Origin of the sequence: Roseibium sp. (genome assembly GCF_051016195.1) — a bacterium.
Taxonomy (GTDB): Bacteria; Pseudomonadota; Alphaproteobacteria; order Rhizobiales; family Stappiaceae; genus Roseibium.
This window is the reverse complement of the sequence record NZ_CP134616.1, coordinates 1,418,736-1,440,246: the sequence shown is the minus strand read 5'-3', so window position 1 is coordinate 1,440,246 and position 21,511 is coordinate 1,418,736. Positions and strand designations below refer to the sequence as shown.

Here is a 21,511-nt window from a genome sequence, read left to right as displayed (position 1 = left end):
TCTTTAATTCTACCAAATTGATTTAAATGAGCTATCTGGCTTTTGCGGTGCAAATATGTTCGGCGCCGAAACGAGTTCTCCAATGCATTGATTGGCTTAGGTTCAGTTTAACATAGCAAATAGCAGTATTGCAGGCGGTTGCGCGGCTGGCTATCCTGCTGCGATGCAATAGATGGTGCCATAACAGACGGGCCGCACAAGAATGTATACAAATTTCGTCAAGGGGGCGGGCGGCGGCTTCGTAAATCAGGGAGACGCGTCATTGCCGTTTTATCATCTTTACGAGCTGAATCACGCTGCGATGGCACCGTACCGAGCGGTTGCCGACATGATGCGGCTTTATTTTCAAAATCCTTTGAATCCCTGGACCCATACGAGTTTCGGCCGTCAGATCGCCGCCGGCTGCGAAGTCCTTGAACGCACGACGCGCCGTTACGGCAAACCGGAATTCGGACTGAAGGAAACGGCCGTTGGCGGCGTCCGTGTTCCGGTGCGCGAGAGCGTCGTCTGGAGCCGGCCCTTTTGCGACCTGATCCGTTTCGAGCGCGGTGTCACATCGCACCGCAACGACCCGAAAGTGCTGATTGTTGCCCCGATGTCCGGTCACTACGCGACCCTGTTGCGCGGTACGGTGGACGCCCTGATGCCGAACGCCGATGTTTACATCACCGACTGGATCGACGCGCGCATGGTGCCGATCCAGGAGGGCAAGTTCGATCTGGATGACTACATCGACTACATCATTTCCATGCTGCATTTCCTGGGGCCGGATGCGCATGTGCTCGGCGTCTGCCAGCCGTCCGTGCCGGTGCTTGCGGCCGTTGCCGTCATGGAAGACCGCGAAGATCCCTACGTTCCCTCCACGATGACGCTCATGGGCGGCCCGATCGATACCCGTGTCGAGCCGACCGCGGTGAATGATCTGGCGGTGTCCAAGGGCATCGACTGGTTCAAGAACAACGTGGTCATGAAGGTGCCGTTCCCGCACCCCGGCTTCATGCGCGACGTCTATCCGGGTTTTCTCCAACTGTCCGGGTTCATGAGCATGAACCTCGACCGTCACATGACCGCGCACCGCGAGTTTTTCCAGCATCTGGTTGAAGGTGACGGCGACAACGCCGAAAAGCATCGCGAGTTCTACGATGAATATCTCGCGGTCATGGATTTGACCGCCGAATTCTATCTTCAGACGGTCGAGACCGTGTTCATCAAGCATTCTTTGCCTGAAGGCACGATGGAACACAACGGCAGGGTCGTCGACTGTACCAAGATCAAGCGGACCGCGCTGCTGACTGTCGAAGGTGAAAAGGACGACATCACCGGCCGGGGGCAGACACGCGCCGCTCACGACCTGTGCACAAGCTTGCCCGACGACATGAAAGCCCATTACGAGCAGCCGAATGTCGGTCACTACGGTGTCTTCAACGGCTCGCGCTGGCGGTCCGAGATCGCGCCGCGCGTGATGGACTTCATCCGTTCGAATCGGGCCGGCATACCGAAAAAGCCGGCACCAAAGCCAGAAAAAGTCGCTGCGCCGGTCAAGACAGCGGCAAATGTTGCCGCACCATCAAAGCCCAAGCGTGTCACCAAGGCCAAGCCGAAAAAGGCGACTGCTCCCCGGCCGCTCGAGGATATCCTGCTCGCGAAACCCGACGGCGCGGCGGACAATCTCAAGGAGATCAGCGGCGTTGGACCGAAGCTTGAATCAACGCTCAACGAGGCTGGCATCTTCCATTTCTGGCAGATTGCCGCGCTGACTACGGAGCAGATCGAGGCGCTGGACGGAAAGCTCGATTTCCGAGGCAGGATCGAGCGTGACAAGTGGATCGATCAGGCCCGCAAGTTCTCCGAGAGGGTGAGCTGAGCGAACTGGAAAAAAGGCGCGGTGGCTGCGCCTTTTTTCGATCTGCGCAGGTATGACACGAGCCGAACACCAGAAAATCTTGACGCTTTCGGCGGACACGTGTGTGCCCGCATCGCACTACCTTTTTTCAATTGAAAAACAGGCACTTGCCTGACTTTCCCAATTTGTGCCGCATATCGTTTCGAGAGCGTATCCTTTTGTGACGATCATCACAAATCCTTGAAGCTGGCGTCCGCAATGCCCACCTGAAGTGCGTGGATGTCTTAAATGGATAGGATGATGACGACGACCAAGAGTTGCATGATTAAACCTGCTTGGACGCCTGCTACCATCGGCCTGATGGTGCTTGGCTTCGTGGTGTTCTGGCCGCTCGGACTTGCCATGCTGGCCTATATTCTGTGGGGCGACCGCTTCGAGGGCATGGCGCGCGACGCCAGGGATCAATGGCGAGGAAGCCAGCTGAAGGGAGCATTCGACCAGATGTCAAACACCACTGCATATGCCCGGACCGGCAACGTCGCTTTTGACGACTACCGCGAACGCGAACTCAAGCGTCTTGAAGAAGAGCGTGCGAAGCTGGACGCGATGCGCGCCGACTTTGACGACTTCCTGCGAGAGCTGCGCCGGGCACGCGATCAGGAAGAATTTGATCGCTTCATGGCCAACCATGGCCGGTCGAGTGGCGGAAGCGAAGCAGCGCCTTCCTGACCCACTCCTCCTCCCAGATCCGTCATGGGACGGCCTGACCGGAAGCGGCGCTTATCAAGCGCCGCTTTCGTCATTTTTCAGCAAGCGAAAAAGCTCTAAACTCTCTGCCAAGTGATTCGACCGGACTGCGTGACATGCTCCTGCGACGCGGCAAAAAGGACTTGCCGGACCACATAGAGATCGAAACGGATACCAAGGCGATCCGTATCCGCTTGCGCGCAAATCCGCGTGCGCAGCGCTATCTTTTGCGCCTTCCGGCGGACAGTTCCGGTCCCGTTCTGACGGTGCCCGGGGGTGGCGATCTGCGCCGGGCCGAGCACTTTGCTCGCCAGCACATCGACTGGCTTCTTCAGCGGCTGCAGGACCGCCCGCAGCACGTCAGCCTTGTGCCTGGAGACGTCTTTCCCCTTCGCGGCATCGACCATCGCATTCTGCCGACCGGAACGCTGCGTGGTCTTGTGTCCGCCGGCGTCGCCGATGATGGTGCACCGGCGCTTTATGTGCCCGGAGCGGACGACCATATTCCACGCAAGACAACAAACTGGCTCAAGTCCGAGGCCCGGAGAGATCTGGCCGTCCGCGCGCAGTTTCACGCCGCGAGGATCGACAAGAAGATCACCGCAATCAGTGTTCGCGACACCAGGAGCCGCTGGGGCTCCTGCGCGTCCAACGGCAAGCTCTCGTTTTCCTGGCGCCTCATTCTTGCTCCGCCCGAAATCCTCGATTACGTGGCCGCACACGAAGTCGCGCATTTGAAGGAAATGAACCACTCGAGCCGGTTCTGGAAGCTATGCGCGGAACTGGCTCCGCAAACGCCAACGGCGCGTGTCTGGCTGAAGGAAAACGGGACGTTCCTTCACGGCTTTGGTTGAAGCGGATCACCCGATCGCCGTTCAAATCACTGGGCATCGGTGAGAAGTTATGGTTCCTTTACGTCACGAAGTTCTGGAGCCGATCATGCAATATGTCTCAATCGTGATGAAAACTGGTTTCGCCGCGGCGTTGCTGTCAGCATTCATGTTTCCGGCGGCCGGTCCGGCGCTGGCGGACAGCTGCTGGAACCATAACGGTTCCATCATGAGGCTTCAGGCACAGGGAAATCAGCGCTGGCTTTCATATGAGATTCCGCGTGATGTCCTGCGGGCGGCCGGGGTGCAGCGCGGCACCTTGCTTTTCAACGGGGTCAAGAACGGTAACTGGTATGCTGGAACCGCGCGAGTCTTCTCAAAATACTGTCCCGGATCGCCCCTGGAATACTATGTTGAAGGCCCGGTAAGGGGCGACCAGTTGCAGGTCACTGTCACCGGAACGCGGGAAGTCTACAACCAGTGTCGTCCCACCGGCCAGGTCAGGACGGACACGCTCGTTTTCACCTTCAGCCACGACTGCTGAGCCGATCCATTCCGGAAACCGCATGATCATTGTCCTGAATGGATATCCAGGCGTCGGGAAGCTGACGATCGGCCGCGCTCTTGCAGAGAAGCTCAACGGCAAGCTTCTTGACATTCACTCGGTTTACAACATTGCCTTCGCGCTGACCGAGTTCAGGACACCTGAGTTTCGGGAAGCTGTTGAACGGGTGGAGGAAATCGCGCACGGCCTCGTACTGAAACTGCCCGTTGAAATCCCGGTCGTGTTTACGACGGTGATCGCTGGCGACAGCGACTGGGGGAAGGCGGAATGGCGCAGGCTGCAAAAACTCGGCGAAGCGCGCGCTCCGTTCTGCGTTGTTCATCTTTCCTGCGCTCTGGAAGAGAACATCCGGCGCATTCGTGATCCGGGTCGTGACGGGATGCGCAAACCGCGCGATCCGGAAATGGCGCGCCGAAATCAGCAGCAGGCAAAACCGCTGGCAGGGCTCGACGCCCGTCATTTGCTGAAGCTGGACACCACAATCCTGCCGCCGGAAGAATCGGCGCAGCGCATTGCAGACTGGGTCAAGCGTTTCGGATCGGGTCCGCAGGCCGCGTGATATCTTCAGCCGCCGCCAAAAATATTTCGCAGAAGACCAAGAGGGCCACGCCGTTCACCGGTGTCTCCGTTGCCTCCGTCATCGCTTCCGCCGATGGATCCTGGAGGGATCGGATGCCGTCCGGAACTGACGGCGCTGCGTGGCTGCGCCTGATCCTGCGGCTTGCGCGGCGCGGCCACACTGACCGGAAGATCCGGAACCCCGGGAAGATCGGCAACGGGTAAGCCCTGATGGGCAACATCCATCACGGCTTTCCAGGTCGCAGCCGGAAGACTGCCCCCGGTTGCTTTTTTCGTTGGTGAATTGTCGTCGTTTCCGTACCAGACGGCGGTGGTCAGGTTGCCGGTATAGCCGATGAACCAGGCATCGCGGAAATCCTGGCTCGTGCCGGTCTTGCCGCCTGCCGGACGTCCACTGTCGAGCCGGGCCTTGCGTCCAGTTCCCGTCAGCAGGGTTTCGGACATCATCAGGTTCATGTTGCCGACGTCCCGCCGCTGCACCACACGTCCGCGTCCGTCGCCGGACCGGGAATAGAGCGTCTTGCCGTCCACGGTCTTGATTCGCCGGATGATATGTGGAAGGACGCCATAGCCGCCATTGGAGAACGGCACATAGGCGGACGCGATTTCCAGCGGTGTGACTTCCGAAGTCCCGAGTGCGAGTGACAGGTTCTTGTTGAGATCGGACGTGACCCCAAGGCGTTTCGCCGTGCTCGCGACCGTGCCTGCGCCGACTTCGTGCGCCAGTCTTGCGGCGACGGTGTTGATCGACAGGCTCAGCGATCTGGTGAGCGTGACCGGCCCATAATGTTCCTTGGTGTAGTTCTTGGGCGACCAGCCCCCGATGGTGATTGGCTGATCCTGCCGCACGGTTTGCGGCGTCATGCCGTTTTCGAGCGCCGCGAGATAGACGAAGGGCTTGAATGCCGATCCGGGCTGACGCTTTGCGTAGGCTGCCCGGTTGAACTGGCTCTTTGCGTAATCCGCTCCGCCGACCATCGCCTTGATTGCCCCCGCCGTGTCGAGGGTCACGATCGCACCCTGGGTGACGCCGAGCGTCTGGCGGTTTTCCGAAAGTGCGGACCGCAACGCCTGTTCGGCAGCCTGCTGCATCGACGCATCGATCGTCGTATCGACAATGATGTCACCCTCGATCGAGCCGACGAAGTGCGGCAGCACATCCATGACATAGTCGGCGACGTAGTTTTCGCTGGCGGTCGTGTGCCGCCGGATCGCCTTGGCGGGCGCGGCGATGGCCGTCTTGGCCTCGTTCGAGCTGATGTAGCCTTCTTCGTGCATCGCCGCCAGCACCAGCTGCGCCCGGTCCTCGGCGAGGTCCGGATTGCGCGCGGGCGAGTAGCGCGACGGCGCTTTCAGAAGACCGGCAATGGTGGCCGCCTCGGCAACCGTCATCAGGCGCGCGGATTTGCCGAAATAGCGGCGTGCCGCCGCATCGACGCCATAGGCTCCCGATCCGAGATAGACCCGGTTCAGATACATCTCCAGGATTTCGTCCTTGGAGTATTCGGCCTCGAGCCAGAACGCGAGCACGAGCTCCTGGATTTTCCGCTTTATCGTCCTGTCAGGTTGCAGAAACAGGTTTTTCGCGAGCTGCTGTGTCAGTGTGGAGCCACCCTGGGAGACGCGGCCCGATGTGAAGTTGGCGTAGGCCGCGCGCATGAGCCCGATCGGATCGATCCCGAAATGCGAGCGGAAGCGCCGGTCTTCAATGGCGATGACCGCATTGGGCAGATAAGGGGGCAACTGCTCCAGGCGCACGGCTTCGCCGCCGGTGTCGCCGCGATTGGCGAGCAGATCGCCGTTGAGCGCGACGATCTTCACGTTGGGAGGGCGCGCCGGAACCTGCCACTCCGAGGTCGGCGGCAGATAGGCGGCGTAATATCCGATGACGCAGACCACACCGATCACGCACCAGATCCCGGCAACGGCGCTCCAGTACACGCCCCGCTTGAAGAACTTTCCGACGACGGCGGGGATCCTGATCCTGGACTTGCGTTTCCGGCTGCGCCGTTTTGCACCGGACCTTCCGCTTCCGCCACGGCGATTGCCGGCACCGCCCCGGGACTTGCTGTTCTGGGACTTTGAAGGCTTCTTGGTTCCGGTCTTTTTGCGAGTCGTGGACCCGGACTTGCGGCTTTTTGATTTGGAGCCGGATTTCGAGGAGGGCGCAGCGGACCTGTCCTGCGGCCCAAGGCGCAGGTCAAGCAGGCTGCTGCTGTCTTCCCCGAATGTCGGTTCAATCCTTGGCTGGCGTTTCGCCCGCGATGCCATTGATCATCCGTCCCGTCGTCAGTTCCGGCACATGCCGGGTTCCCCGGAGATGATCTTAAATTGCGGCAATTTAAGGGGGCGTTAAGGCTTGACGCCGAACGGCCACGGCGTGCCCGGGCAAGACTCTGCGCTGAGAAGATCGGTCATCATCAGCCGTATCGGCTGGCATCCGCACCATAATAGTTGACGTAACGCGTGTTGAGATGCGTCACCGGCACGATGATGAGAACGTCGGTCGTGCCGAACTGGTGATCGACGACCGCACCGTCACCGATGAATGCACCGAGGCGCAGATAACCCTTCACAAGTGGAGGAAGTGCGCGGAGCGCCGCTTTTGCATCGACACAATCGGCCGGCATCCGGTTCATTTCAACAAAGCGATCGGCCACGGCCCTCACACGCCATTCTTCGGGTGCGCGGGCATTGTGATGCAGGAAGGAGAGCCGTTCTGCAAGCGCGTCGGGGTTCGTGCCCTCAATGGAGGCGCAGCCGAGCAGCACATCGATCTTGTGGCGCAGAACATAGGACCATATTCCATGCCAGAGGAGTTCAACCGTCTTCTTGTTCCGATATGGTTTGAGAACGCAGGAGCGGCCCAGTTCCAAAAAGCGTTTGCCCGGATTGGCGTCGATGACTTTCTGTATGTCGTACTCTGCCGCCGTATAAAATCCGTTGTGCTGATCCGCGATTTCCTGGCGCAGCAAACGGTAGGTTCCGACGATTTCCGGCTTCAGCCGTCCGAGCTTGTTGCGCTTCAGGGAGGCGTGGTCGACAACGAGCAGATGATCGCAATAGGCGTCGAACGGATCCGCATCGCGGCGCGTTGCGTTAGCGCTGGCGTCCGCGATCGCCGACATTTCTTCGTAGAAAACGTCGTAGCGCAGCCGCTGGGCTTTTCGGACTTCCTTGAAATTCCGGGCGAGCCGCACTTCAAGCGATCCGATGCGTCCGAGTGTGTCGCCGGTTTTGGCCGGTATCCGGTGCGGATGCGAGGGACGGGCGGCGCCGGCCGTGGTGTCGCGAAATCCGGGCGTAAACCTGCGTACAAGCTTCCTTGGAGAAAACAGTCCGTGCCGCATTATGGACATTCCACCCTCTTGCATTCCGTTCTGACACTCTTAAGAGAATTCACAGGTTAAGGCCTGTCTTTCTTTTGTTTTTAGCTTTGCCGGAGCACAAACTCCGTCGGTGTCCGGTACGCGTTGATCCTGCCGTAGAACATATAAATCCAACAACTGCATGACACTCGGGTTATTTCATTGAACCGGATGATGACAGCTTAGCTTAATCTGGGATTTTTGTGAAATTTGTCATGGGGCTGCGACGGTACGACAACGCTTTGTCCGAACACTTGCGGACCTGGAATCAGCCCGTGAACAAGGCGGACGCGGGCGTCAGTCGCGATGGATCGCAACCAGAGCGTCGGAGATTGATTCGACGCTCAAGGGCTTGGTCAAATATCCGGCTGCACCGACCTTTGCGGCCTTGTCGCGGGCGTCCTGCATGACGTCGGCGGTCACCATCAGCACCGGAACCGGTTTTTGCCCAAGTTCCTGTTCATTTGCGCGAATTTGCCGAATGGCCTCAAACCCGTCCAGGCCGGGCATATGCAGATCCATCAAAATGGCATCGAAGCGCTCTCTGGCCGCTTCTTCGACGGCCTTCTCACCATCGACGACCATGATCGGAATGTGTCCAAGCTTGCGCAGCAATGCTTCGCTCAAGAGGCGGTTGATATCATTGTCTTCCGCCACGAGCAGCCGGAGCGGACGCGCCGGAGCGTTGAAGTTCCGGTTTGACGTCTGGTCGTTTGCCGGCTCAGCGCTGGCATCCCACGCAAAATCATCCGTCCGGCTGGTGAGGAGGCCTGAAAAAATCTGGATCAGCGTTTCGATCCGCACGGGCCGGATCAGGTACGCGGCGTATCCGGCCGAGCGCAGCTGGACAAGCCTGTCGCGTTCGGGCGGCGAGATCAGGACAATGGCCGGTGCCTCACACCCTGTCAGACGGGCCGATGCCAGCCAGCCCCCCGCATCCGAAACCGCCGAATTGTCGACCACGATGAGATCTGCATCGGAGAGCGTGTGTTCGAGATCGAGGCTTCCGGGAACTTCAATGGAAACGTCCGCTTCGTGAAACTCGAGCCGTTTGGAAAGCAGGCCGCATTCCAGTCGGCTGTCGCTGACAAACACGATCTTCTTGTCCTTGAAGCTGTCGAGCCGGGGGTCCGTTTCGGAAGTAAGGTCTTCAGGGATAGGCAGCGACACCTTGAAATGACCACCCCCCCATCCTGATGGCCGAGCGGTGATCGCGCCGCCCATGAGACCTGCGAGCCGTTGCGCGATCGCGAGCCCAAGGCCGGTTCCGCCGAATTTTCGCGCCGGGCCATGGTCGACCTGCTCGAATTCCTGGAAGATACGTTCGGCCTCGACAGAGTTGAAGCCGATTCCGGTGTCGTGCACGTCAATATCAAGGAAAGTCGAACCGGGGCCATCGCTGCGCCCGGTCACTTCAACGGAGATACCGCCTTCATCCGTGAACTTGATGCCGTTTCCGATCAGGTTGAACAGGATCTGACGCACCCGTGTCGCGTCAAGCGTCACGGTTTCGGGCAGGCGCGGGTCGAGCATGGTGCCGATTTCAAGACCCTTCGCATGCGCTTTCGGCGCCAGCAGTTCAACGACGCTTTCCGAGAGCGTCCCGACCTTGACCGGTGCGTTCTGGATTTCGAGTTTTCCGGCTTCGACCTTTGAAAAATCAAGCACTTCGTCAATCAGGAGAAGCAACGTTTCGCCGGACGTTTCAAGGGCTTCGATATATGCGGCCTGCTCTTTCGTGAGACGCGTGTCCCGCAACAATGACGCCATGCCGAGTATGCCGTTCAGGGGCGTGCGGATCTCGTGACTGACCGTTGCAAGAAAGCGGGACTTGGCCTCGTTCGAGGTTTCCGCCGAATGACGCGCGGCCAGCAGCTCTTCCTCGATCAGCCGCCGTTCTGTGACATCGCGCAGAACGGTCTGGACCAGCTGCCTGTCGGTGGCCGTGTCCCGGACCGGTATGTCGATGCGGGAAAACCAGCGTGGTCCCTGTGCGGTGTGTATATGGAGATCCTGAAAGGTCGTTCGTCCCGAAAGGTTCAAATCCGATGGGGCCTGCTGTTGGACGCTGTCAGTGTCGATCAGCGGCAATTTCATGGGGGAGCCGGGGACAAGGTCGTGCATGTGACCGAACACGTCCTCTGCGGCTGAATTGACATATTGGATGATGCCCTCCGCGTCCCGGCGGACGACAACATCACCAAGCGTGGCAAGTATGCTGGCGTGCCGCTCGTCGGATTCCCCCAATTCCCAGGCCTTGTCCTCGAGCTCCTCGATCCGCGCCATCAGGCGTCTGATCTTGGCGTCCTTCAACTGGACGGCCTGGATGGACCGGTGCATGTCGTCGGCATACATGCGCCAAAGCGCCAGTCCGCCTGCAAAAAAGGCGAGGCCGACCCCCAGAAACCGCGTGATGCCATCGCCAGCAACCAGGAAAAGCGAAGTCCCCAGTCCCAGGACAAGACCGGCGACGGCAAGGTGCTGAAGAGCCCTTGTGGGCAGGGAGACAGGTTTGTCGGTCGCGCGGCGGCCCGGGCCCACGTCGGGTTCCGAGACGTCAGGGGACGCGGCGGTTGCGTTCAGGCCCGGCTTTGTCTCATCCGGGAGCACGCGTCCGCTGCCGGATATGCGTGCAGCTTCCTCGGTTTCCAGGATATCGGTTTCAGCGCTCTCGGTCCGGTTGCCGTTCTGACGTGCCAAGGGACGGTTTCTCCAAATCGGTCAATGCCCGGGAGAGTGCCGCTTAATCTTTTAGAAACCGTTTCACTGCGCGCGCGCGGAATACAAAACTTGCCTGTGACACGGATGCATCATGTCCATTTGAACGACATGTCGCCTCAGCCGCTCCGGCTGGAAGCGAACTTGCGCCTTGCCCTGCCGTACTGGAGAGGGCAAGGCGCATGTCATTATCTGACGTCCAGAAAGCCGATGATCTTGCGAACGTCCTTCAGCACCGGCTCGGCGATGGCGGACGCCTTTTCAGCGCCGGTTTTCAGCACTGAATCGATCTGGGACTTGTCGTCCATCAGCCGCCGCATTTCATCCGTCATCGGTGACAGCTTTCCGACCGCGAGTTCCGACAGGGCCGGCTTGAAGGTCGAGAACTGCTGTCCGCCGAAATCCTTCAGGACCTCTTCCTTTGAACTGCCGTTCAGTGCCGCGAAGATGCCGACAAGATTGTCGGCTTCGGGTCGGCTCTCAAGACCGTCGACCTCGCTCGGCAGGGCATCCGGATCCGTCTTTGCCTTCCGGACCTTCCGGGCAATCGTATCGGCATCGTCGGTCAGATTGATGCGCGACAGGTCCGAAGGGTCCGACTTGGACATTTTCTTCGTGCCGTCGCGCAGGGACATGATCCGTGTCGCCGGCCCGGCGATCATCGGTTCGGTCAGGGGAAAGTACAGCTGCTCGGGCAGTTCGGGAGACGGTGTCGGATTGGGAACACCGATCCCGAGATCCTTGATGCGGTCGCCGAAGTCGTTGTTGAACTTTGCCGCAATGTCCCGTGTCAGTTCAAGGTGCTGCTTCTGGTCGTCGCCGACCGGAACATGCGTTGCACGGTAGGCGAGGATGTCGGCGGCCATCAGGTTCGGATAGGCGAACAGTCCGACGGAGGCGTTTTCCTTGTTTTTCCCGGCCTTTTCCTTGAACTGCGTCATCCGGTTGAGCCAGCCGATCCGTGCGACGCAGTTGAAGATCCACGCGAGTTCGGCGTGTTCGCGCACCTGCGACTGGTTGAAGATGATCGACTTCTGCGGGTCGATGCCGGCAGCCATGTAGGCTGCGGTCACTTCGCGCGTTGCATTGCTCAGTTCTTCCGGGTCCGGAAACCCGGCGGTGATCGCGTGGGAATCGACGACGCAGAAAATCGTCGGCATCTGGTCCTGCAGCGGGACCCAGCGGGACACTGCTCCAAGATAGTTGCCGAGATGGAGGTTGCCGGTCGGCTGAACGCCGGAAAAGACACGGGGCTGGAACGCCGTCATTTCAAATCCCTTTATTGGTGCGGCCGGTTGGAAGGGCGCTGTGAATCTTTGGGCGCGCCGGGTGTAAGCCCGCAGGAACAAGGATGCAAGCGGTATTGCGAGACACACGTCGTTTGTTGGTCAGGTGTTGCGTCGCGTCAACGTGCGGAACATGCCGATGAGATCCGCGCCGCCGCTTAACTGCGCGAACACCGCGAAGGTCACCACACCCGTCAGGACCAGCAAGCCAAGGCTTGCGGCCCGGACGATAAGCCAGGACCCGGACAGAGACGGTTCGAGCACAATGGCTGCGAAGTGGATGGCCACACCCATCAGAAGGCTCGCGAGCAGGACCAGAACCAGCCGCCGCAAAAGCGTGAAATCGGGCACGAAATGCCCGCGCTTGTAAAGGACGACGATCAGCAGCGCCGTGTTGACCCAGCCCGCGATCGTCGTCGCAAGGGCAATCCCGACATGCTTGAAAACGGGAAACAGGGCAAGCGACAGACAGACATTCACGGCCATGCCGACAGCGGCGAACTTCATCGGGGTTTTCGTGTCTTCGCGTGCGAAGTAGCCGGGCGAGAAAACCTTGTTCAGCACGAATGCCGGCAATCCGAAGGAAAAGGCCATCAATGCCGCAGCGGTTCCGTCAACGGCAGCGGCGTCGAACCGCACCCGCTGGAAGAGAACGGAAACGATCTCGTGGGGAACCACGGCCAGCGCAACGGCCGCGGGCAGCGTCAGCACCAGCGAGATTTCAAGTGCGCGGTTGAGGCTCACCTGGTAGGCGCCGGTTTCTCCGGCCCGCAACTGGCGGGTCAGGCTGGGCAGCAGAACGACACCGATGCCGATGCCGATCACGCCAAGGGGCAACTGGTAGAGCCGGTCGGCGAAATAGAGCATCGCGTTCGCGCCGTCCTGGAGCGAGGCGATGATCGTTCCAACAGCGATATTCAGCTGAGTGACCCCGCCCGCGATGATGCCGGGGATCCCGAGTACAAGCAGGCGCTTTGCGGATTTCGTGTAGCGGGGGCGGAAAACCGGGATCCTGAAGCCGAGCCGTTTCAGGTCGGCGATGACCACCAGCAGCTGCATGATCCCGCCGAACGTGACGCCCGCGCTCAGGATGATGCCGAGTTCCGTGTTGTCCTCCACGCCTGCGAACAGGACACCGCCCAGAACAATGCTCATGACCACGTTCAGCATGACCGGCGCAAAGGCAGCCGCGGCAAAACGCTGATAGGTATTCAGAATGCCGGCAAGGAACGCCAGCAGCGACATGAAAATCAGGTAGGGAAAGGCGATGCGCGCCATCAGCACGGTCAGGTCGAACTTGGCGCTGTCGGCGCTGAAACCCGGCGCAAGGCCCAGGACCACGAACGGCATGAAAATCTGCGCTACCGCCGTCAGGGCCAGCAGGCAGAACAGGAGCGCAGCGCCGATTTCCCCTGCAAAGCGCCGCGCACCCTCATCACCTTTCTCCTCCACCTCCCGGCCGAACAGCGGAATGAAGGCGGAATTGAAGGCGCCTTCCGCAAACAGCCTGCGAAACAGGTTCGGCAGGCGGAAGGCAACTGCAAAGGCGTCCGCGACCGGCCCCGTACCGACAGCTGCGGCCAGGAGCACATCCCGCACGAAGCCGAGCACGCGGCTCAGCATGGTTGCGCCGCCGACCGTGGTGAAGTTGCGGACAAGGCTCATTCAGGCAGCGCTCCCGTGGACTTTTCAGACATTCACGAGGCCTGACGCTGGACTTTTCTGGAAACAGGCGCGGCCGGATCCAGTTCCAGACGCCCCTTCACGGCATCGGTGAGGCGTTCTCGGATGATTTCCTGCCGCCCGATATTGGAGATTTTCTGGCCCGTAAGGTCGGTCACGTAAAAGACGTCGACAGCCTTTTCACCGAAAGTCGAGATATGTGCCGAGCCAATATTGAGATTGAGCGTCGCAATGGAGCGCGTCAGGTCGTAGAGAAGCCCGGGCCTGTCGAGGCCGGAAATCTCCAGAACCGTGTATTCGTCCGAAAGCGCGTTGTTGACGAGGATCTCGGTCGCGACCTTGAAGGCCTTCACGCGGCTTTTCATCGTGTTTTTCTTGGTCACCGGCTCCGGAAGCCGTTCATCGCCCCTGAGAGTGCTTAGGATCAGCCGGGTGATCCGTTCGCCCCGGCGGCATTCGTCATCGTCGTCAGGCAGTTCGCGCCCGATGAAGATCGTATCAAGCGCAAACCCGTCCGTGGTCGTGTCGATCTGCGCATCGACGATATTGGCACCCGTCGAGAAGCACGCGCCCGCGATAATGGACAGGAGGCGCGGATGGTCGGGCGCCATGATGTTGAGTTCGGTGACGCCCTCGAAAGCGCGGGGGATGACATCGAATGCAAGCCGCTCGCCGCTTTTGTCCGCCTTGCGCAGAAGCTCCGCGTGGGTCAGCAGCCGGTCGGGCTCGGTCCGCAGCCAATAGGCCGGATAGTGCCGTTTGAGATAAGCGGTCCTGTCCTTCTTGCTCCAGTGATCCAGTTTGGTCACGAGATCGTTCTTGGCCGACTCGATCGCCTCGTTGTGGGACATCTTCGAATGCCCGCCGGAAAGGTGCGGCTCCGTCGCGTAGAAGAGCGTCCTCAGAAGCTGTCCTTTCCAGCCGTTGAAGACGCCGGGCCCGACTGCTCGTATGTCGGCAACAGTGAGTATCAGCAGCATTTTCAGCCGTTCGAGCGACTGGACGGTCTGCGCGAAATCCGTGATTGTCTTGCGGTCGTTCAGGTCACGCGACTGAGCGATCGTGCTCATGTCGAGGTGATGTTCGATGAGCCATGCGACCGTTTCGCTTTCCGCCTCGTTCAGGCCGAAGCGCGGGCAGATCTTGCGGGCAACCCGTGCCCCTGCGACGGAGTGATCCTCTGGACGGCCCTTCGCGATATCGTGAAGGAACATCGCGACGTAGAGCACCTTGCGGTTCTGAAGCGTCAGGATCAGGTCGGTCGACAACGGGTGATCTTCGCCGGAGTTTCCGCGTTCGATTTCTGCCAGGACCCCGATGGACCGGATCAGGTGCTCGTCGACTGTGTAGTGGTGATACATGTTGAACTGCATCATGGCGACGACCTTGCCGAAATCGGGCACGAACCTGCCCAGAACCCCGGTCTCGTTCATCTTGCGCAGGATCGTCTCCGGTTTGTTTCGCGACGTCAGGATCGACAGGAACAGCCTGTTTGCTTCCGGGTCGTTCCTGAGGCTGCTGTCGACGAGCTTGAGCGAATGCCGGATCAGCCTGGTGAGTTTCGGATGCAGATTGTAGTCGTGCTTGTCCGCGAGCTGGAACACCCTGAGAAGGTTTGCAGGCGCGGTCTCGAAGATCTTGTCGTTGGTGACATTCAGCCGGTTGTTTTCGACAATGAAGCCGTGCGCGCCCTTGACCGGTTTCACGGAGTCGGTAACGCGTCCGCTGCGCAGGCGGCGCATCATGCCGGAAAATCCCCTTCCCCGGGGTTCCTTCACGTGCTCTTCTTCCAGCGCCGCGCAGATGATGCGGGTCAGGTCGCCGACATCCTTGGCGACGAGAAAGTAGTGTTTCATGAAGCGTTCAACGTCCCGCATGCCCGGATGCTGGGTGTAGCCGAGCCGGATCGCGATTTCGCGCTGGAACTCGAATGCCAGTCTTTCCTCGGCTCGTCCGGTCAGGAAGTGCAGGTGGCAGCGCACGGCCCACAGAAAGTCCTCCGACTTTGCAAACCGGGCATACTCGGACCGTGTCAGGACCCCTTTCTTGACCAGCTCCGATTGCTTGTCGACCCGGTAGTGATACTTGGCGATCCAGAAAAGCGTGTTGAGGTCGCGAAGCCCGCCCTTTCCTTCCTTGATGTTGGGTTCGACCAGATAACGAGACGTCCCCTGGCGCCGGTGACGCTGGTCACGCTCCTGCAGCTTTGCCGCGATGAATTCGGAGCTGGTTCCGTTCACGACATCGGTGCCGAAGCGTTTGACAAGATCCTCGAAAAGCGGGGCGTCGCCCCATATGTGCCGGGCTTCCAGAACCGCAGTGCGAATCGTCATGTCCGATCGGCTGAGCCGGATGCATTCGTCAATGTTCCGGGTTGCATGGCCGACCTTGAACCCAAGATCCCAGAGCATGTAGAGAATGTATTCGACAACCTGCTCACCCCACGGCGTCTGTTTGTAGGGCAGGATGAAAAGCAGATCGATATCAGACCCCGGAGCGAGCGTTCCGCGCCCGTAACCGCCCACGGCCGCGACCGACATGCGCTCCGCTGCCGAGGGGTTCGTGACCCGGTAGACATGCGTGACGGCGAAGTCGTAGATCGCGCGGATGAGCTCGTCCTGAACGTGGGAAAGACGCGCAGCGCAGAGCAACCCGCCGCCGTCTTCGTTCAGCTTTTCCTGCACGCGGTCGCGTGCCGTCTTTACCTCGGTTTTAAGAAGGCTCAAGACAGACGACCTGACTTTGCTGTCCGATCCGTCGCCGTCGTAGTCGTTCGTAAGCGCAGTCAGGCGGGATCGAAGGCCATCCGCGTCGATCAGTCCGGCAAGTTCTTCCTGGCTGGGGTGCATTGGTCTGTCGGCAATCCGTTCGGCAAATCAGAAGGTCAGGTTGGTTTACGAATGCTGGTTATATAGCGATCGCACCGTAAGGACACGGAAATCTGAAAAGACAGCTGCAGCTTGGGAAAACTCGGCCGCTTCGATGTTCCCTGCCCGTGTTGCAGAGCGTCTGCAATCAGGCTCTCATTCGGGACTGCCGGTCTGTACGCTTCAAACGTCGTCTTTCGCCGCCGCCACCCTGAGCTGGTGCAGGAGGCCGGCGAGCGAGTCTTCCGACAGGACGTTGATTTTGAGCGCGAGCTGGTTGGCAAGTTCGGTGGCCTTGGGATGCATCCCGGCCGTGTCGATCGTGATCCTGGGGTCCGACAGTTCCGCCAGGCGTTGGATTTCTTCCGCCTCATCCCAGATGACATTGAAATAGGTGATGATCCGTTGCACCAGAAACCAGGTCGGCTTGCCTCTCTTGCCGTGTTCGAGCGCTGAAAGATAAGCGCTGGAGACGGAAAGCGCAGCCGCCATTTCCTTAAGGGAAACGCCGCGCTTTGCCCTGAGTTCCCGAATTTTTGCCCCAAGCGGTGTCACGGTTCTACCTTCTTTTTCGGATCCGCACGTAGAGCGCCCCCGCTCCACCGTGGCTCGCATGGGCCTCCTCGTAACCCAGGACCACCGAACGCATATCCGGCATGGCAAGCCACTGAGGCACCATTCTGCGTAAAATCCCGCGTTCGTCCATATAGGCGTTACCGGGCCCTCCGCCTTTGCCGGTGATAACCAACACAACTTTGTGACTGCGGGCCTGCGCCTGGTAGAGAAATCCGCGCAACCGGTCATGCGCCTGGTATTGGGTCAGGCCATGAAGGTCGATCCTGGCATCGATGGCCCGGACACCCTTTACGATCTTCCTGCGATAGCGTGTTTCTAGCTGATGAAGCGGCAGCAGGTCGGGTGTTTTCTTCTCCGGCGCGGGGGCCTTGATGGCCGTTGCAGTCCGGGGCGTTTTCACCGCCGTGCGCGGCTTGTCTTTCTTGCTGCTTTCAAGTTCCGCCTCGAGAATCCTGACGCGGTCCGGGTCAAGCGGTGTGAGCGTTTTCGCGACTTTGCCCCAGAGCTCCCGGTCTTCAGGTGACAGGCTGCCCTTTTTTCCCCGCTTCGTCATCGTTCAGTCCGTAGCCGCGTCTGTGCCGGTGCGCATCGGTTTTGGAACAAGCACGGTAAAGGATGCCCTGTGACGAATATCTCCGGCCAGCTCGCCGGCCCGGTCACCGGCCCCCACGAAGATATCGCCGCGCGCGCGGCCCCTGATGGCCGAACCGGTATCGTCGGCGATCATCAGCCGCGCAAAGGTCCGGCCCTCCCTGTCCGGATCCTGGAAGCCCGCCTCAACGAAAACAAAGGCCCCGTAGGGAAGATGCGCCGGATCGATCGCCAGGCTTCGGCCCGCGATCAGGGGCAGTCCGGCCGCGCCGACGGGGCCGTCCTCCGGTCCGGCCTCGAGAACTTCGCGAAAAAAGATGTAGGACCGGTTTTCGCCGAATAGCGCGTCGCGCTTTTGCGGGTTTTCAGAAAGCCAGGATCTGAGACCTTGCATGGTGAAATCTTCCGGGGCGCCCTCGCCGCGCTCGACCAGAAGCTTTCCGATGCCGGTATAGGGATGCCCTGACTTGCCGGCATAACCGACGCGCATCACGCTGCCGTCAGTGAGCCGCAATCGCGCCGAGCCCTGCACGTGTATGAAATAGGCATCGATCGGGTCGGCGAGCCAGACCAGTTCCAGGTTTTCGGTATCCAGTGCGCCACTCATGATGCCGGCCCTGTCCGGCATTTGCGAAAACCCTTTGTCCGTCCGCCGCCCATGGCTCAGTTCTGGCAGCCACTCGACCGGCCTGTTTTCGGGCGTGATCGCTTCCAAGCCGTCCGGTTTCCGGTGAAGCGGGACCGAAAAACGGTCTGTGCGAATGCGAGATGCGGTAACTTCCGGCTCGAAATACCCGGTCACGAAGCCCGGCTCCGTTATCCTGTAGGCCGTGAACCGGGTTTCGAAAAACCGCTGCGCACCGGCAGGCGTTGTTATGTACGGACCCGCTATGACGGCGCAGAGCGCGTTCAAATTCGCAGGATCGTAGCCGGGAAGCCCGGAGGAACCGAAGGCGGTGGTTTTACCGCAAAACCTCCCGAATGCGACGAGCGCCGTGTGCTGCTCGTCGTTTTCCCAGCCCGCCAGTTCGCTGAAATCAATTTTCTCGAAATGGTCGGGAACCTTCGGGCTTTGCGGCGTGGCCATGGCGGCTCCTGCAAAGAAAAGCGGCGCGGCCAGGGCCGCGCCTCTCAAAAAGATGGAAATCCGGCGAAAACTGGTACTCCGCAGCCGCCGGGCCGTTCGCGTCATGGTCACTCGGCGGATTCGGTCGCTACCAGTTTCCAGTTCGGATCGCGTGAATTGGTATCGCGCGCAAACGTCCAGATATCGACCACTTCGGTGACCTTGGCCGGATCGCCGTCAACGACTTCGCCGGCCTTGTCGCGCGTTGCGGAAATCAGCTGGCTGTGGATCTTGACCGTCACCTGCGCGATTGAACCCTTCAGGGCTGCCTCGACGATTTCCGACTTGTCGATACCAACGAATGTCGACTCGATCGTCTCGCCGCGCTTTTCGCGATCATCGATTGCGCTCACAAAACCTTCGAAGACTTCGGGGGACAGAAGGTTTTTCAGGGCTTTCTTGTCGCCGTCGGCGAAGGCCATCACGATCATTTCATAGGCGGCGCGCGCACCGCCCAGGAATTCTACGGGCTCGAAGCTGCGGTCGACCGAAAGAATCTGTTTCAACGCGCTGTTGAGCGCCGAGCCCTCGGGAGCGACCTTGTCGATCACCACATCTCCGCCGTCGGGCTGTTCCGCCATGACGTCGGCAGGCTGGTCACCCTGGTTCGGCAGGGGAATGACGTTGTCCTGGCCGTTCGGCTGCTCGTTCGTCTGTTCCGGCTTGGAATATGGATCGAAGGGCGGTCGCTCGCTGCCGGTGCGTTTGCCTAGAACGGATCTCAGTCTGAACAGAATAAATACCGCAAGTCCCATGAGGACGAGGTTCAGGGGGTCGAAAATTTCATTCATCTTACGTACCGGCTACCCTTTGGAGGCCTTTCAAGCCGCCTCTTGCATGTTCAGCTTAGCGCTGCCCGCTCTCAAATTCAGTTACCACCTTATTTAGGGGGCTCTTGAACCAGCATCCAGACCCGAGAGCAAGACTGAAAATTCTGCAATGGTTATCTTTCCGCGCGCGCCTGCTCGCATTTCTGTGATCGAATGTCTAGATTATGACCTAAAATAACTTATCAGACGATGGAGGTCCCGTGGGACTTTATATCATTGCGGCGCTCATTTTGCTGCCCCTGATTGAAATTGCGGTGTTCATCTGGGTCGGCGGACTGATCGGCGTGCTGCCGACCATCCTCCTGACGGTCATTACGGCCATGGCGGGGACAATCATGCTGCGCCAGCAGGGTCTTTCGCTGCTCATGCGCATGCAGAGCGAGCTTGACGCCGGGCGCGCTCCGGGCAACGAGGTCATGCAGGGCGCAATGATCGTTCTGGCCAGCATTCTGCTGCTTATTCCAGGATTCGTGACCGACGCGATCGGGTTGCTTCTCTTCATTCCGCCCGTTCGCTCGGCGCTTGCGAATTTTATCGTGTCCCGCTCCAACGTTGTGATCGTACAGGGCGGCGCGGCCCATGGCCGGCGTGACGAGCACGTTGTCGACCTTGATCAGGGCGACTGGTCCGAGAAAGACGAACCCAGCCACGACGCGACGTCAGGCAGCGGCCAGCCAAAAATCAGCCCCTGGCGCGACGGACCCGACGACGCCAAGCCCTGATCCATTAAATCGCAAGGTCACTAAAACGTGACACGGGCTGTATGCGTAATATTTACCAGTTGAGGTTACGTCTGACGTTCTGTTTGCGGTGAAACCCGCCTGGAACGGAAGGTTTGAAACCATGGGATCCGCGCGCGTCGACTGGGTCGATACGGCCAAGGGCATCTGCATCATCTTCGTCGTGATGATGCACTCGGTGCTCGGCGTTGAAGCTGCCGCCGGTCAAACCGGCTGGATGCATGCCGTTGTTGCATTTGCGGCCCCGTTCCGAATGCCGGATTTCTTCCTGATATCGGGCCTGTTCCTGGCCAACGTGATCACGAGAGACTGGAAACTCTATCTCGACCGCAAAGTCGTCCATTTTGCTTATTTCTACGTGCTCTGGATGACGATCCAGTTCGCCGTCAAAGCGCCGGTCTTCGTCGGCGACATGGGCACCATGGGTACGCTGGAATTCTACGTCCTGAGTTTCATCCAGCCCTTCGGCACCCTGTGGTTCATCTACATGCTGCCGGTCTTCTTCGTCGTCTGCAAACTTGCGCATGACTACCGCGTGCCCTGGCAACTGATGCTGGCAATCGGTGGGCTCCTGCAGATCGCGCCGATCCACACCGGTCTGCTGCTGGTTGACGAATTCGCCTCCCGCTTCGTCTATTTCTACGCCGGTTACATCTTCGCGCCGCAGATTTTCCAGCTCGCCGACTGGGCGCGTGAGCGCATCGGCGTGAGCGCCGCCTATCTCATCGGTTGGGGTGTCGTGAACGGCGGCCTGGTCTATCTCGGCTGGGCGCACCTGCCGCTGATTGCGCTTGCGCTGGGCGCGGCCGGCGCCGGCGCCATCATCCTGACCAGCGCGCTCCTGGTAAAGATGGGCAGCCTGGCGTTTCTGCGCCACTTCGGCGAGAATTCCATCGTGATCTACCTGGCGTTCTTTTTCCCGATGGGCGTGACGCGTGTGATCCTCCTGAAACTCGGCATCCTGGACATCGGTACGGCGTCATTGATCGTGACGGCCGTTGCCTGCGTCAGCCCGATGATCCTCTACTGGATGATCCGCAGGACAAATCTTGGCTGGTTCCTGTTCAAGCGGCCGGAATGGGCCTATCTCGGCGGCACCTTCGGGCGAAAGCGCGCACCGCAAGCGGCGGAGTGACAGGAAACGTCGGGAATTGTTCCTTTA

At 59.8% G+C, this 21,511-nt stretch carries 17 protein-coding genes; 7 read left to right on the top strand and 10 right to left on the bottom strand.

Going from position 1 to position 21,511, the window contains the following annotated elements:
• Positions 1 to 301 precede the first annotated feature (301 nt).
• The 5 genes from phaZ to RDA78_RS06535 all read left to right on the top strand — a co-directional run bounded on the left by phaZ (position 302) and on the right by RDA78_RS06535 (position 4,544).
• Complete coding sequence (gene phaZ / locus RDA78_RS06555) at positions 302 to 1,864, top strand: polyhydroxyalkanoate depolymerase (RefSeq protein WP_434056108.1); 1,563 nt, start codon at positions 302 to 304, stop codon at positions 1,862 to 1,864.
• A 300-nt stretch (positions 1,865 to 2,164) separates the two neighbouring features.
• Positions 2,165 to 2,572 carry a DUF2852 domain-containing protein gene (locus tag RDA78_RS06550; protein WP_434054537.1) on the top strand — a complete coding sequence of 136 codons (408 nt, stop codon included), beginning with the start codon at positions 2,165 to 2,167 and terminating at the stop codon, positions 2,570 to 2,572.
• Between the two features lie 134 nt (positions 2,573 to 2,706).
• Positions 2,707 to 3,444 carry a M48 family metallopeptidase gene (locus tag RDA78_RS06545; protein WP_434054536.1) on the top strand — a complete coding sequence of 246 codons (738 nt, stop codon included), beginning with the start codon at positions 2,707 to 2,709 and terminating at the stop codon, positions 3,442 to 3,444.
• Between the two features lie 85 nt (positions 3,445 to 3,529).
• Positions 3,530 to 3,964, top strand: a complete 435-nt coding sequence (locus RDA78_RS06540) for a hypothetical protein (RefSeq protein WP_434054535.1) — start codon at positions 3,530 to 3,532, stop codon at positions 3,962 to 3,964.
• 22 nt (positions 3,965 to 3,986) lie between these two features.
• Positions 3,987 to 4,544 carry an AAA family ATPase gene (locus RDA78_RS06535; protein WP_434054534.1) on the top strand — a complete coding sequence of 186 codons (558 nt, stop codon included), beginning with the start codon at positions 3,987 to 3,989 and terminating at the stop codon, positions 4,542 to 4,544.
• A gap of 5 nt (positions 4,545 to 4,549) precedes the next feature.
• Here RDA78_RS06535 and RDA78_RS06530 read toward each other — a convergent pair whose 3' ends face one another.
• From RDA78_RS06530 to RDA78_RS06485, 10 genes are all read right to left on the bottom strand, one after another.
• Positions 4,550 to 6,835 (bottom strand): transglycosylase domain-containing protein, encoded by a 2,286-nt coding sequence (locus RDA78_RS06530; protein ID WP_434054533.1) that lies wholly within the window; start codon positions 6,833 to 6,835, stop codon positions 4,550 to 4,552.
• A 149-nt stretch (positions 6,836 to 6,984) separates the two neighbouring features.
• On the bottom strand, positions 6,985 to 7,914 hold the full coding sequence (locus RDA78_RS06525; protein ID WP_434056107.1) for a GNAT family N-acetyltransferase: 930 nt from the start codon (positions 7,912 to 7,914) through the stop codon (positions 6,985 to 6,987).
• Between the two features lie 315 nt (positions 7,915 to 8,229).
• Positions 8,230 to 10,632 carry a response regulator gene (locus RDA78_RS06520; RefSeq protein WP_434054532.1) on the bottom strand — a complete coding sequence of 801 codons (2,403 nt, stop codon included), beginning with the start codon at positions 10,630 to 10,632 and terminating at the stop codon, positions 8,230 to 8,232.
• Positions 10,633 to 10,838: 206 nt separating this feature from the next.
• A complete protein-coding gene (gene trpS, locus RDA78_RS06515) occupies positions 10,839 to 11,918 on the bottom strand; it encodes a tryptophan--tRNA ligase (RefSeq protein WP_434054531.1) in 1,080 nt (359 codons plus the stop codon).
• A 120-nt stretch (positions 11,919 to 12,038) separates the two neighbouring features.
• A complete protein-coding gene (gene murJ, locus RDA78_RS06510) occupies positions 12,039 to 13,601 on the bottom strand; it encodes a murein biosynthesis integral membrane protein MurJ (RefSeq protein ID WP_434054530.1) in 1,563 nt (520 codons plus the stop codon).
• A 32-nt stretch (positions 13,602 to 13,633) separates the two neighbouring features.
• A complete protein-coding gene (locus RDA78_RS06505; protein ID WP_434054529.1) occupies positions 13,634 to 16,468 on the bottom strand; it encodes a [protein-PII] uridylyltransferase in 2,835 nt (944 codons plus the stop codon).
• 201 nt (positions 16,469 to 16,669) lie between these two features.
• A complete protein-coding gene (locus tag RDA78_RS06500) occupies positions 16,670 to 17,041 on the bottom strand; it encodes a helix-turn-helix domain-containing protein (RefSeq protein ID WP_319384897.1) in 372 nt (123 codons plus the stop codon).
• 4 nt (positions 17,042 to 17,045) lie between these two features.
• Positions 17,046 to 17,615, bottom strand: a complete 570-nt coding sequence (locus tag RDA78_RS06495) for a Smr/MutS family protein (protein WP_434054528.1) — start codon at positions 17,613 to 17,615, stop codon at positions 17,046 to 17,048.
• 3 nt (positions 17,616 to 17,618) lie between these two features.
• Entirely contained in the window at positions 17,619 to 18,740 is a 1,122-nt protein-coding gene (gene mltA / locus RDA78_RS06490; protein WP_434054527.1) for a murein transglycosylase A, read from the bottom strand.
• 107 nt (positions 18,741 to 18,847) lie between these two features.
• The gene (locus RDA78_RS06485; RefSeq protein ID WP_434054526.1) at positions 18,848 to 19,570 is read right to left on the bottom strand and encodes a Tim44/TimA family putative adaptor protein; all 723 of its coding nucleotides are present in this window, start codon (positions 19,568 to 19,570) and stop codon (positions 18,848 to 18,850) included.
• A gap of 239 nt (positions 19,571 to 19,809) precedes the next feature.
• On the opposite strand from RDA78_RS06485, the gene RDA78_RS06480 reads away from it, so the two are divergent.
• Both RDA78_RS06480 and RDA78_RS06475 read left to right on the top strand, forming a co-directional pair.
• Entirely contained in the window at positions 19,810 to 20,331 is a 522-nt protein-coding gene (locus RDA78_RS06480; protein WP_434054525.1) for an FxsA family protein, read from the top strand.
• A 121-nt stretch (positions 20,332 to 20,452) separates the two neighbouring features.
• Positions 20,453 to 21,484 (top strand): acyltransferase family protein, encoded by a 1,032-nt coding sequence (locus tag RDA78_RS06475; protein ID WP_434054524.1) that lies wholly within the window; start codon positions 20,453 to 20,455, stop codon positions 21,482 to 21,484.
• Positions 21,485 to 21,511: the final 27 nt, after the last annotated feature.